Origin of the sequence: Thiocapsa roseopersicina (assembly GCF_900106925.1) — a bacterium.
GTDB classification, from domain to species: domain Bacteria; phylum Pseudomonadota; class Gammaproteobacteria; order Chromatiales; family Chromatiaceae; genus Thiocapsa; species Thiocapsa roseopersicina.
On sequence record NZ_FNNZ01000016.1, the window covers coordinates 58,296 to 71,682 of the forward strand.

Here is a 13,387-nt window from a genome sequence, read left to right on the forward strand (position 1 = left end):
CGGACGGACTCATGTCGGAGCAAGATCCCCTCAAAGAGCTGCACATCGACCGCGCCGACCGTGACGGCGGCGGTCGCCGCGGGCTTTGGCTCATTCTCGCGATCGTCCTTGTCGGCGCCCTCGGCGGCGGCGCCTACTATAGGGTCTCGGAAAGCCCGATTCCGGTGGATGTCGCGATCGCGCAGGCACCGTCCGCGGGTCCGACGGCCGTCCTGGATGCGACCGGTTATGTGATCGCCCGCCGGCAGGCGACGGTGTCGAGCAAGATCTCGGGCAAGCTTGCCGAGGTCTTGATCGAGGAAGGTGTGGAGGTCGAAGCGGATCAGGTGCTTGCACGTCTCGACGACACGGACGCAAAGGCGCAGCTGGATCTCGCCCGGGCGCGTCTGGCGGCAGCCCAAGCCCGCCTCGGCGAGATCCAGGTCCAGTTGGAGCAGGCCCGTCGAGGGCTCGAGCGACAAACCGAGCTGCGTTCGCGCCAACTGGCTTCGGAGGAGGCGCTCGAAACCGCCGCGACGCAGGTCCAGACCCTCTCTGCCCAGCTCCAGGCACAGCGCAGTCAGGTCCGGGTGTCCGATGCCGAGGTCGCGGTCGCACAGGTCGCCTACGACAACACGGTCGTGCGCGCCCCCTTCGCGGGGGTCATCGTCGCGAAGGCGGCCCAGCCCGGCGAGATCGTCTCGCCGATGTCGGCCGGCGGCGGCTTCACCCGCACCGGGATCGGGACCATCGTGGATATGGATTCGCTGGAGATCGAAGTCGACGTCAACGAGGCATTCATCAATCGTGTCAGACCCGACCAGCCGGTTCAGGCGGTGCTCGACGCCTATCCGGATTGGACGATCCCGGCATCGGTGATCGCGATCATCCCCACGGCGGACCGCAGCAAGGCGACGGTGCGGGTGCGGATCCGGATCGACGCGAAGGACCCGCGCCTGATCCCGGAGATGGGCGTGCGGGTGTCCTTCCTTCAAGACGACACCGAGATATCGGACGGTGCGACCGACGGGGTGCTGATCCCCGCGGGCGCAATCCGTGAGCACGGCGAAGGCGGCCTCGTCTTCGTCCTGGACGGCGATCATGTCCGCGAACGGCAGGTGGCCGTCGGCGAGGAGATCGGCGATCGACGCCGCATCGCGCAGGGCCTGACTGCGGGCGAGCGCGTCGTGCGCGATCCGCCTCTCGCGTTGGCAGATGGGATGCGAGTGTCGCCGCGAGGTGAGGTTGAAACCCCGTGACGCCGAACAGATCGGATTGAATCTCCGGCCCGAAACCATGTCCGAGGTGACCCCGACCCCCGAATCCCACGGCCCCGAACCCTTGGTCGCCATCCGCGGCGTCAGCAAGGTCTACGAGCGCGGAAGACAACGCATCGAGGTCCTGCATCATGTCGACCTGGATATTCCGGAGGGCGATTTTCTCGCCTTGATGGGGCCGTCAGGATCGGGCAAGAGCACGCTGCTCAACATGATCGCAGGGCTGGATCTGCCGACCGAAGGCTCCTTGAGCGTCGCCGGACATCGGATCGATCGGATGTCCTCCACCGAGCTCGCACGCTGGAGGGCGGCTAATGTCGGCTTCGTCTTTCAGTTCTACAATCTCCTGCCGGCACTCTCGGCACAGAAGAACGTCGAGCTCCCGCTGCTGCTGACCCGGCTGTCCGGGGCACGGCGCAGGCGCAACGCGGCGATCGCGCTTGATCTGGTCGGACTCGCCGACCGCGCATCGCACAAACCCAACGAGCTCTCCGGCGGCCAGCAGCAGCGCGTCGCAATTGCCCGCGCGATCGTGTCGGATCCGACGCTCTTGGTCTGCGACGAGCCCACGGGCGATCTCGACCGTCACTCCGCCGAGGAGGTGTTGACCCTCCTGCAACGGCTCAACCGCGAGTACGGCAAGACCATGATCATGGTGACCCACGATCCAAAAGCGGCCGAGTTTGCGCGACGGGTCCTGCATTTGGATAAGGGGATTCTGGTCGAGCAAGCTGACATCGGAGCGTGAAGGATGGGTTTCGCTGTGCTCTACCCATCCTACGTGCTGCTCCCGACGTCGGTCGGCAGGAGGCCGGAGGCAGGCGGCAGGCGGCTCCCCCCGAGATGAAATACCTCCCCCTCCTCTTCGCCGCGCTCATGCGCAAGAAGACGCGCACACTGCTGACCCTGCTTTCCGTAGCGGCGGCCTTTGCGCTCTTCGGCATGCTGGATGCCGTGCGGGTGGCCTTCAACGCACCTCAGAGCGTGATCGGGATCGATCGGCTCATCACCTCCTCGCGCCTCTCGCTGATTCAGCCTTTGCCCTACGCGGATCTGGCCCGGATCCAGTCGACGCCCGGCGTGGAGGCGGTCACCTATGCGAGCTGGTTCGGCGGCATCTATCAGGACCCGAAGAACTTTTTCCCGAACTTCCCGGTCGAGCCCGAGAGCTATCTCGACATGTATCCCGAGCTGGTCCTGCCCCAAGCGCAGCGCCAAGCCTTCCTCAAGACGCGTACCGCGGCGATCGTCGGCGAGGCGCTCGCGGATCTGCACGGTTGGAAGGTCGGCGACAAGATCCCCTTGCGCCCGACCATCTATCCGCATCGCGACGGCGGGGAGGTCTGGACCTTCGACCTCGTCGGCATCTTCAAGGCTGCCCAGCCGGAGCTTCGCGGCTCCGAGAAGCAGCTGTTGTTTCACCACACCGCGTTCGACGAAGGGCGCGATATCGGACAAGGCACGGTTGGTTGGTACATCGTGCGGGTCGAGGACGCATCGAAGGCTGACCAGGTCGCGCAGGCGATCGACCGCCAGTTCGCCAATTCCGCCTTCGAGACCCGCACCCAGAGCGAGCGCGAGTTCCAGCTCTCCTTCGCGAAGCAGATCGGCGACATCGGGCTCATCGTCACGGCGATCATGGCGGCGGTCTTCTTCACCCTGGTGCTGCTCACCGGCAATACCATGGCGCAATCCATCCGCGAGCGGATCCCCGAGCTGGCGGTGCTCAAGACACTCGGGTTCACCAACCGCGCGGTCCTGCTTCTCGTCATGGCCGAGGCCCTCGTGCTGCTTCTGCTCGGGGGTCTGATCGGACTCGCGCTCGCCACTTTGGCCCTTCCGGTGATCGGCGAGGCCAGCTCCGGACAGCTCGACGTGGCGATGCGTCCGGAGAGCTGGGTGCTGGGGATCGGGCTGATGTCGACCATCGGCATCCTGGTCGGGCTGCCGCCGGCGCTCAAGGCGATGCGCCTTGGGATCGTCGATGCGTTGGCGGGCCGATGAGCGAGCGACCGACCGCGTATAGCATCGCCCTGACTCGCATGCGCTCGACGCTGCCGACGGTCTCCGCCGGGCTCGCCATTGCAGCCTTCTTCGGAACCTGGATCCTGGCCCCGAGACTCATGATCCCGGTCGCGTTGATCTTCGTCGGCTGGCTGGCGCTGACGCGAACCGGGCGGCAGGCGCTCGCCGTCGCCCGGGTCGGGTTGAGCACGGTACCCGAGCGTCTCGGGGCGACCTCGGTCGTGGTGGTCGGTATCGCCGGGGTGGTCGGGGTGCTGGTCGCCCTACAGGCGATGGCTGCGGGCTTCGAGGCGACACTCAGTGGCGCGGGCAGCGACGACACCGCGCTGGTGCTGCGCGCCGCGGCCAATGCCGAGCTTTCTTCGGCGCTGGATCGCCCGTCCACGACGCTGATCATCCAGGCACCGGGCATCAAGCGCGACGCGAACGACCGCCCCGTCGCATCGGCCGAGGTCGTGGTCGTCGCCAGTGTCCCGAAGCGAACGACGGGGACGGATGCGAATCTCGAGGTCCGCGGGGTCGGTCCAGCCGCCTGGCAGATCCGTCCGCAGGTTCGGATTGTCGAAGGACGCCGCTTCCGGGCGGGGCTGCGCGAGCTGATCGTCGGTCGGGGCGCGTTGCAGCAGTTCAGCGGGGTCGAGATCGGCGACAGCATCGTCCTCAACAACCAGAACTGGTACATCGTCGGCGTCTTCGCCTCGGACGATACGCACGAGTCCGAGGTCTGGGGCGACGCCGAATCCATCGCGGCGGCCTATCGGCGCAACGGCTTTCAGTCCGTCGCCGTGCGGTTGACCGAGCCGGCGGCAATCGAGCGTCTGCGCACCGCCTTGAGCGCCGACCCGCGCCTGAGGGTCGAGGTGCAGACCACGCGCGAGTATTACGGCAAACAGTCGGAGCGCCTTACCCGTGTGATCCGGGCGGTCGGCATCGGGATCGCCGTCATGATGGCGCTCGGTGCCGTCTTCGGCGCACTCAACACCATGTATGCGGCGGTCGCGAGCCGCGCGCGCGAGATCGCCACCTTGCGCGCGCTGGGCTTCACCGGACTGCCGGTCGTCGTGGCCGTCATGCTCGAGACCATGGCCCTGGCCTGTGCCGGCGGGATCCTCGGGGCGGGGATCGCCTGGGCCTTGTTTCACGGCTTCACGGTCTCGACCCTGGGATCGAACTTCAGCCAGGTCGTCTTCCAGTTCCAGGTGACCCCGGAACTCCTGATTCGCGGCCTTCAGTGGGCGCTCGGCATCGGATTTATCGGGGGTATCTTCCCGGCGCTCCGCGCTGCAAGGCTTCCGGTGACGACGGCGTTGCGGGAGTCTTGAGCGGCAGCGTCCGCGCGCCGAGTTTAATTTGATCCCCCAGAGACGGCCGACTAGACTCGGCGTCCGAGAATTCGGAGTCGCGCGACTGCACGTGACCTGAAGCAGGCACCCAAACACGCGGGGAAAGACGTCCGATGTCCCATACGCTCGTGCGCTACTCGAAGGTCGTCGAGATCGTCGGCGACCTCCTCAAGGTCCTGGTTCCGCCCCCGGTGTCCGAGCAGGGCCAACGGGTCGCGTTCGGCGACCTGGGATTGGTCGAGGACCCGAGCGGTTTCAAATCGATGGCGCGCGTGATCAGGCTCGAAGGCGAGCTGGTGTCGCTTCAGGTCTTCTCGGGGACGAAGGGACTCTCCACGCAGGCGTCGGTCCGCTTCCTCGGTCATCCGATGCGGGTGACCTACTCGCCGAACATCCTGGGTCGCGTCTTCCGCGGCGACGGCACCCCCTTCGATACCGGACCTGGGCTCGCTCAAGACCCCAAGATCGAGATCGACGGCCCCTCGGCAAACCCGGCGCGACGCTCGCTCGCATCCAAGATGGTGCGCACCGACGTCCCGATGATCGACATCTTCAACTCACTGGTGGAGAGTCAGAAGATCCCGATCTTCTCGGTCGCCGGCGAGCCCTACAACGCCCTGCTCGCACGCATCGGCATCCAGGCGGATGCGGACATCGTCGTCTTTGGCGGACTCGGGCTCATCTTCGATGACTATCACTTCTTTCTGCGTCGCTTCGAGGACGCGGGCGTGTTTGCCCGCACCGTCATGTTCGTCAACCTCGCCTCCGACCCCGTGGTCGAGCGCCTGCTGGTTCCCGATATGGCCCTTGCGGTCGCGGAGCGGTTCGCGGTCGAGGAGGGCAAGCGTGTCCTCGTCTTACTGAGCGACATGACCGTCTATGCCGACGCCATGAAGGAGGTGGGTATCGCGATGGAGGCCGTGCCGTCCAATCGCGGCTACATGGGCGATCTCTATTCTCAACTTGCGCGACGTTACGAGAAGGCCGCCGACTTCAAGGACGGCGGCTCGCTCACCATCCTCACCGTGACCACCATGCCGGGAGGCGATGTCACGCACCCGGTGCCGGACAACACCGGCTATATCACGGAAGGCCAGTTCTATCTGCACGACGGCATGCTCGACCCCTTTGGCTCGCTCTCGCGCCTGAAGCAGCACGTGATCGGCAAGGTCACGCGCGAGGACCACAGCCAGATCATGAACACCATGATCCGCTTCTACTCGGGTGCCCGCGATGCCGAGCAGAAACAGGCGATGGCCTTCGATCTGTCCGAATTCGACATCCGCTTGATCAAGTTCGGGAACCTCTTCCGGGAGCGCTTCATGGACATCGATGTGAGCATCCCGCTCGAGAAGGGGTTGGATCTTTGCTGGCAAACCCTGGCCGAATGTTTCAATCGCGACGAGCTGCTGATGAAGGAGAACCTGATCGACAAGTACCTCCCGACGCTCGATGAGGACGAGCCGATTCAAGCGGCGGCTTGACGCGGAGCAGACCATCGCATGTCACGCGTCAGTCTCAGCAAGTCGTCGCTCGCCAAGCAGAACCGTGCCCTGCAGACCTACGAGCGCTACCTGCCTTCGCTCGATCTGAAGCGCAAGCAGATCATGACCGAGCGCGCCAAGGAGGTCCTGGCCCAAGCGGAGACCCATCGCAAGATCGCGGCGCTGCGCGAGCGCGTGACCGAGAACCTGCCGATGCTCGCCAATCGCGAGATCGCGCTGAGCGACCTGGTGCATGTACGCGGCGCGCGCCTCGGCGAGGAAAACCTCCTCGGAACGCGACTGCCCGTGCTCGAAGGGCTCGATCTCGTCAAGCGCGGCTATGGCTTCCTGAGCAAGCCGCATTGGGTCGAGGTCCTGGTCGATGCACTCTCCGAGATGCTGACGCTCCAAGCGCAACTGGCGCTTCACGATCGTCGTCTCCTCCTGCTCGATGAGGCGGTCCGCAAAGTGACACAGCGGGTGAATCTCTTCGACAAGGTCTTGATCCCGCGCACGCGCGAGAACATCAAGCGGATTCGCGTCCATCTCTCCGACGCCGAGCGCGCGGCGATCGTGCGCTCGAAGATCGCGAAGGGCAAACGACTCAGAGAGGCATCGGCATGAGCATCCAACGTCTGACGCGCCTGACCCTGGCCGGTCTCGCCACCGACAAGGATGCCGTCCTCGAGCAGCTCCAAACGCTCGGCTGTCTGCATCTGATCCCGTTGCGACCGGCGCCGCGGGAGCCCGAGAAGGAGCCGGCCAGCCACGCCGTGGAGGCGCTGCAGGCACTACGGTATCTGCAGGATATGCGCGAGAAGCGTCGGCAGGTCCGAGACCCGGCGGGCTTCGATCTGCCCGGGACGGTCGCAGCCGTGCTGGAGAATCAGCAACGGCTGCGCGACACGAGCGATCGCCGCGACGCCTTGGTCGAGCGCATCGCCGAGCTCGAGCCCTGGGGCGATTTCACCCTGCCGCCCACTCGGGATCTGGCCGCGCGCAAATTTTGGTTCTATATCGTGCCGCAGCGCCAGATGGCGCAGCTTGCCTCGCTGGATCTGCCCTGGCAGGTGGTGCATCGTGACAACCGTCAGTCCTGGGTCGTGGTGATCCACCCGGACGAGCCGCCCCGCGACGCCCTGCCGGTGCCACGCACCCTGGCCGGGGCCTTGAGTCTCTCCGAGGTCCGCCGCCGTCTCGAAGCAGCCGAGCTGGAGCTCGAAGAGATCCAGGCCGAGCATGTTGCTTTGACGCGCTGGATCTATCTCATCTCGACACATCTCGCTCAAGCCGAGGACGCGGCGCAGCTTCGCCATGCACAGGCGCAGACGCGCGACGAGGAGTCGCTCTTTCTGGTGCAAGGCTGGGCGCCCGAGGACGCGGTCGCGCCGGTCCAGGTGTTAGCCGAGCAACAGGGCCTGGCACTGCTGATGGAAGAGCCCGGACCGCACGACGCACCGCCGACACTGCTCGATAATCCCGGCCCCATCGCCGCCGGCCAGGACCTGGTGGCCTTCTACCAGATGCCGGCATACGATGCCTGGGATCCCTCGCGCGTGCTTTTCTTCTCCTTCGCGGCCTTCTTCGCGATGATCCTCTCGGATGCCGGCTACGCCGCCCTCCTGGGTGTCCTGCTGCTGGCCTATTGGCGCAAGATCGGCGCTAGCGCGCTCGGCGGGCGCCTGCGTATCCTGGCCGCGGCGCTGGTCGGGACATCCGTGGTTTGGGGTGTTTTGGTCGGCAGCTATTTCGGTTTCGCGCCGCGGCCGGACAGTCTCCCGGGACATCTGCATCTGCTCGATATCAACGACTTCGAGGTCATGATGCGTCTGTCGGTCGGGATCGGCGTGGTCCACCTGATCCTTGCCAATCTCGAAATGGCGGGCGCCCAGCGCGGCCGCGCCGCGGGACGTGTGGCGATCGGCTGGATCGCGGTGATGTTGGGCGGCTTCACCCTCTGGATCGCGGGCGATGCCGGTGCACCCGAGTGGGTGGTCCTCGCGGCACGGATTCTGATCGGCCTCGGGTTCGCCGTGGTCTTCCTCCTGGGTAGCGATCGCCGCGTGGACGGTGTGAAGGCGCTCGCCCTGCGCGGCTTCGACGGCCTGAGCAACCTGGTGCGGGTGACGCAGGTCTTCGGGGACGTGCTCTCCTATCTGCGACTCTTCGCGCTCGGCCTGGCCTCAGCCTCGATGGCGATGACCTTCAACGGCTTGGCCCGCGATGTCGCGACCGAGCTGCCCGGTCTGGGACTACTGCTCGCCATCCTGATCCTCCTGGCCGGTCACACGCTCAACCTGATGCTCGCGCTCATGAGCGGCGTGGTCCACGGGCTGCGCCTGAACTTCATCGAATTCTACAACTGGGCCTTGGCCGGCGAAGGCTACCCCTTTAAACCCTTTAAGCGGACGGAGTTGCGCGAATGAACGAATTTGTAACTGCGCTGGGCTGGGCCGGACTCTTCGCCCCCATGGCACTGGGTGCGATCGGCAGCACCATCGGCTGCGCGGTCGCCGGACAGGCGGCGATCGGCGCCATGGTGGATACGGATTCCGGCTACGGGCGCTACATCGGTGTCTCGGTGATGCCCTCCTCGCAGGTCATCTACGGCATCGTCATCATGTTCAGCCTGCAGCGGGACGTCACCCCCGAGACCGCACCGGCCCTCTTCGGCATTGGCCTGCTCTCGGGTTTCGCGCTGCTCTTCTCGGCGATGCGTCAGGGTCAGGCGTGCGCCTCGGCGATTCATGCGAGCAAGACCAAGCCCGAGATCTTCGGACTGTCGTTGGCGCCGGCCGCCATCGTCGAGGGTTTTGCCGTGTTCGCCTTCGTGTTCGCGCTGGTGTTGGCCGGCGGGATTCCCGGATGAGCCGCACCAGCAGCGAGGGGCGCGACACCATGAGCACAGAAGAGAAGGGCGCACTCAAGGGACTCGCATCCTCCGGCGTCGAGGCGCTGATCGAGCGACTGCGCGACGAGGGTGTGCAGGTCGGTCAAGCCGAGGCGCAGCGGATCGAGGCGGAGGCGCGGCGCGAGGCCGCCCGCATCGTTCGCGAAGCCGAGAACCGCGCCAAGGCCATCCGCGAAGCGGCCCAACAGGAGGTCGATGCGCTGCGCAAGGGCGGCGAAGAGGCGCTGCGGATCGCGATGCGCGACACGGTGCTGCGGCTCAAGGCCGATCTCGCCGATCGTTTCAGCGACGAGGTCAAACGGCTGATCGCCGCCAAGATCGAGCAGGAGGCATTCCTTGAGCGATTGATCCTGGAAGTGGCCGCCAAGGCACGCGCGGAGGCCGGGATCGACACCGGACAGGCCGTCGAGGTCCAGTTGCCGAAGGCGCTGGTGAGCCCCGAGGAGCTTCGCCGCAACCCGCTGGAGCTGCGCGAAGGATCCTTGTCGCACTTCGTCCTCTCCTTGGCGGGCAACATCCTGGCCGAGGGCGTGACCTTCGGGGTTGCCGCCGGAACGGACGGCAAGGGCATTCGGCTCGCACTCAAGGGGAAGGACGTGCACATCGACCTGACCGACGAAACGGTCGCCGCCACCCTGCTTGCGCACCTGCAGCCGCGCTTTCGGGCGATCCTCGAAGGCATGGTGAAGTAAGGATACGAGGCAGCCGTGGCGCACTCCGACCGTTATGCGATGCTCCTGAGCTCCCTGCCGTATCACGGCCCGCTCTTCGGTGCAAAGCAGACCCCATTGTCGCGGATCCGGCTGAACCAGCGTCTCGCCTTGTTGGATCCCGTCGAAGCGGAGTGTCTGCACCACGCCAGACGGTTGCTCGAATGGGCGCAACAGGAGCCCGACCGGACCGACGCGCAAGCCGTGGTCCGAGCGAAACAGGTCATCGACGGGATCACGAACCCCTTCATCCGGGACCTGGTGACCTGGCGTCTCGAGCTGCGCACCCTGATCGCCGCCCTGCGGCGGCGGCACCGGGGCGAGTCTGCGCCGCGCGACCGCCGCTGGGGCTTCGGCCGCTGGGTGAGCCGGATCATGCAGCACTGGAACGAGCCCGCCTTCGGTCTAGAGCATGCCTTTCCCTGGCTGCCCGAGGCCGAGCGTCTGCTCGCCCGCGGCGCCACCGTCGATCTCGAGCGCCTGCTGCTCGGCGCGGTGTGGAACTACTTGGAGCGCCGAAGCGACGGGCACTATCTCGATTTCGAGGCCGTCGTCATCTACGTCCTGCGCTGGGACATGATCGCGCGCTGGACGACGTACGACGGCGAGGAGGCCGCACGACGCTTCGACGAGCTGGTCGAGCAGGCGATGGCGGGGGTCGAGAAGAGCCTACACCCGCCCGCCGCCGCTCCCCGATCGGAACGCACTTAAACCGCGCCCGGTGCGGTATGTGTCATGTGTTGGAGTGGCTTGGCCGCGCCAGCTCCGACGACTGTCGGAGCTGGCGCGGTTTAAGGTATTCAAAAAGATTAAGTTTTAAACTGCGTCTCACCGAGATCGAGGACATCTCCAAAGTCGAACGTAAAATGAGAATGACGCATGTCACTCTAGACGCGGTTTAACCCTGTCGACCGCTGGCTCGACGTCGGCGCCCTACTGGATCTATTCATGGCAAGACACACGACCCGAGGCAAGCCCAGGCACGAGGAACGGCCGCGTGCGTCCGAAGGCGCCTCACCGACCCAGGATCTCGCCGAGATGCGCGACGACGACTCGACCGCACCGCCGGCGCCACCCGTGCAGGCCGATGCACTCGCCCGTGTCGTGGCGGTGCAGGAGAGCTTGGTGACCATCGAGGCCGGTTGGGAAAACGGGACACGTCGCTCCCTGATGAAGAACGAGGTGGTCCTCATCCTGCCGGGGCGGGCCGCCGCCGACGGACGCCAGGAAAGGCTCAAGGCCGAGGTCCTGCGGGTGCGTGGCTATACCGCCGACGTACAGGTGTTCGAGGACACGCGCGGCATCACCATCGGCGACCCGGTCGAGCAGACCGGCGAGATGTTGTCGGTCGTCCTCGGCCCCGGCTTACTGGGCCAGGTTTACGACGGCCTGCAAAGTCCGCTCGACAAGATCGCCATCGAGCATGGCATCTTCCTGCCGCGTGGCGTCGATCTCGATCCGCTGGACCGAGAGCGCAAATGGTCGTTCGTCCCCGCCGTGTCGCAAGGCGCGCGCTTGGGGGCCGGCGGTCTGCTCGGCACGGTCGCGGAGGGCCGCTTCAAGCACAAAATCATGGTGCCGTTCGACCAGGCCGGCGAGGTCGAGGTCACCTGGATTCAGGAAGGGAGCGTGACGCTCGACACCCCGGTCGCGCGCATCCGCGATGCCCGGGGCGAGGAGCACTCGGTCGACCTGACCCAGCGCTGGCCGGTCCGCCGCCCGCTGACCGAGCACATGCTGCGCGAGCGCACGACCGAGCGGCTCTATCCGAACGAGCCGATGATCACGACCATGCGCACCATCGATACCTTTTTCCCGGTCGCGCGCGGCGGGACCGCTTGTATCCCGGGCCCCTTCGGTGCCGGCAAGACGGTGCTGCAGCATTCGCTGGCCAAGCATGCGGACGTGGATATCGTACTGGTGGTCGCCTGCGGCGAGCGTGCGGGCGAGGTCGTGGAAACCATCCAGGAGTTCCCGCGCATCAAGGATCCGGCGACCGGCGGATCGCTGATGGACCGCACCATCATCATCTGCAACACCTCGTCCATGCCCGTGGCGGCCCGCGAGGCGTCGATCTACACCGGCATCACCATCGGCGAGTATTACCGCCAGATGGGCTATCACGTCCTGCTCCTGGCGGACTCGACCTCCCGCTGGGCGCAGGCGATGCGCGAGACCTCGGGGCGTCTGGAGGAGATCCCGGGCGAGGAGGCATTCCCGGCCTATCTGGAGTCGGCGATCCGCAGTGTCTACGAGCGCGCCGGCCTGATCCGCGGCGCCGACGGCAGCTTGGGCAGCCTGACCATGATCGGTACCGTCTCCCCGGCCGGCGGCAACTTTGAAGAACCCGTCACGCAGGGGACACTCAGCACGGTCAAGAGCTTCCTCGGGCTCTCCTACGATCGTGCGTATCGCCGCTTCTACCCGGCGATCGATCCGCTGATCTCCTGGTCGCGCTACCTGGAGCAGCTGTCCGACTGGTATGCCCGCAACCTTGACCCGACCTGGACCGAGCGCGTCAAGGCATTGAAGGATCTGCTGGTTCGCGGCGACAGCGTCCAGCAGATGATGCAGGTCACGGGCGAAGAAGGCATCACGACCGACGACTATGTGGTCTATCAAAAGGCGCTCTTCCTCGACATGGTCTTCCTCCAGCAGGACGCCTTCGACGATGTCGACGGCGCGGTTCCCATGGATCGCCAAAAGCTCACCTTCGACCGCGTCTGGGGCATCGTCGAGCAGGAGCGCAGCTTCGCGGACAAGACCGCGGTGCGACACCACTTCAACAAGCTGACGGGGCTCTTCAAGAACTTTCACTATGCCGCACCCGAATCGCCGGATTACACGCGTCTGCTCGCCGAAATCGATGCCATGACGGCCTGAAGACTGACTCACTCCTCACACCTCGTTACTCACTCCTCTCCACCATGACCCCTGAATTCTGGCTTGAACGTTGGCGGCACAGCGAAACCGGTTGGCATCTCCCCGAGGTCAACGTTCATCTCCAGGAGTTCTGGCCCGGTCTCGGGCTTGCGCCCGAGACCCTGGTCTTCGTTCCGCTCTGCGGCAAGACACTCGACCTCCTCTGGCTCGCCAGCCGGGGCCACGGCGTGGTCGGGGTGGAGATCAGCGAGCTGGGGGTGACGGAGCTCTTCGCCGAGAACGGGCTGGAACCGCGCGTGACGGAGACACCGCCGTTTCGCACCTATGCGGTCGACGAGCTGCGGGTGCTCGTCGGCGACTACTTCGACCTCACCCCCGCGCATCTGGAGGGCGTCGGTGCCGTCTTCGACCGCGCCTCGCTGATCGCCCTCCCGCCGCAGATGCGTCCGGCCTACGCCGAGCACTTCAAGACCATCGTGCCCGCGACTGCAAGGAGCCTCCTGATCACGCTCGAGTATGATCAAGCCGAGATGTCCGGCCCGCCCTTCTCGGTCGGTCGCGACGAGGTCCAAGCGCGTTTCGGGGACCGTTACGGCATCGAGCCGCTGGCAAGTTTCGACGTGATCGACGAATCACCGGGCTTTCGCAGACGCGGCCTCACCGCGCTCGCCGAGCACGTCTGGAAGCTGGAGCCGCGGCCCCGAGACGTCGCATGCTGACCCTTTCAGCCCAGTTACCGAGACCCCCGAGGCCCCCGAGGCCTCTCGGTGCAGAC

General features: G+C 65.9%; 12 protein-coding genes. All 12 read left to right on the plus strand.

Features of this window, described 5'->3' with window-relative positions:
- Positions 1-11: 11 nt before the first annotated feature.
- A complete protein-coding gene (locus BLV04_RS16295) occupies positions 12-1,238 on the plus strand; it encodes an efflux RND transporter periplasmic adaptor subunit (protein ID WP_093034505.1) in 1,227 nt (408 codons plus the stop codon).
- 37 nt (positions 1,239-1,275) lie between these two features.
- Positions 1,276-2,004 (plus strand): ABC transporter ATP-binding protein, encoded by a 729-nt coding sequence (locus tag BLV04_RS16300; RefSeq protein ID WP_093034645.1) that lies wholly within the window; start codon positions 1,276-1,278, stop codon positions 2,002-2,004.
- 95 nt (positions 2,005-2,099) lie between these two features.
- The gene (locus BLV04_RS16305) at positions 2,100-3,260 is read left to right on the plus strand and encodes an ABC transporter permease (protein ID WP_093034508.1); all 1,161 of its coding nucleotides are present in this window, start codon (positions 2,100-2,102) and stop codon (positions 3,258-3,260) included.
- Positions 3,257-4,603, plus strand: a complete 1,347-nt coding sequence (locus tag BLV04_RS16310; RefSeq protein WP_245731926.1) for an ABC transporter permease — start codon at positions 3,257-3,259, stop codon at positions 4,601-4,603. The genes BLV04_RS16305 and BLV04_RS16310 overlap by 4 nt, the downstream gene beginning before the upstream one ends.
- 134 nt (positions 4,604-4,737) lie before the next feature.
- Complete coding sequence (locus BLV04_RS16315) at positions 4,738-6,108, plus strand: V-type ATP synthase subunit B (protein ID WP_093034511.1); 1,371 nt, start codon at positions 4,738-4,740, stop codon at positions 6,106-6,108.
- 18 nt (positions 6,109-6,126) lie between these two features.
- Positions 6,127-6,732: a V-type ATP synthase subunit D gene (locus tag BLV04_RS16320; RefSeq protein WP_093034514.1), complete on the plus strand. Its 606-nt coding sequence runs from the start codon at positions 6,127-6,129 to the stop codon at positions 6,730-6,732.
- Positions 6,729-8,534 carry a V-type ATP synthase subunit I gene (locus BLV04_RS16325; RefSeq protein ID WP_093034517.1) on the plus strand — a complete coding sequence of 602 codons (1,806 nt, stop codon included), beginning with the start codon at positions 6,729-6,731 and terminating at the stop codon, positions 8,532-8,534. The genes BLV04_RS16320 and BLV04_RS16325 overlap by 4 nt, the downstream gene beginning before the upstream one ends.
- On the plus strand, positions 8,531-8,977 hold the full coding sequence (locus BLV04_RS16330) for an ATP synthase subunit C (RefSeq protein WP_093034520.1): 447 nt from the start codon (positions 8,531-8,533) through the stop codon (positions 8,975-8,977). Before BLV04_RS16325 ends, BLV04_RS16330 begins: the two co-directional genes overlap by 4 nt.
- The gene (locus BLV04_RS16335; RefSeq protein WP_093034523.1) at positions 8,974-9,711 is read left to right on the plus strand and encodes a hypothetical protein; all 738 of its coding nucleotides are present in this window, start codon (positions 8,974-8,976) and stop codon (positions 9,709-9,711) included. Before BLV04_RS16330 ends, BLV04_RS16335 begins: the two co-directional genes overlap by 4 nt.
- 15 nt (positions 9,712-9,726) lie before the next feature.
- Positions 9,727-10,440, plus strand: coding sequence for a DUF2764 family protein (locus BLV04_RS16340; protein ID WP_175534665.1), 714 nt, complete (start codon positions 9,727-9,729; stop codon positions 10,438-10,440).
- Positions 10,441-10,767: 327 nt separating this feature from the next.
- A complete protein-coding gene (locus BLV04_RS16345; protein WP_093034654.1) occupies positions 10,768-12,612 on the plus strand; it encodes a V-type ATP synthase subunit A in 1,845 nt (614 codons plus the stop codon).
- Positions 12,613-12,656: 44 nt separating this feature from the next.
- On the plus strand, positions 12,657-13,331 hold the full coding sequence (locus BLV04_RS16350) for a thiopurine S-methyltransferase (RefSeq protein ID WP_093034526.1): 675 nt from the start codon (positions 12,657-12,659) through the stop codon (positions 13,329-13,331).
- Positions 13,332-13,387 lie beyond the last annotated feature (56 nt).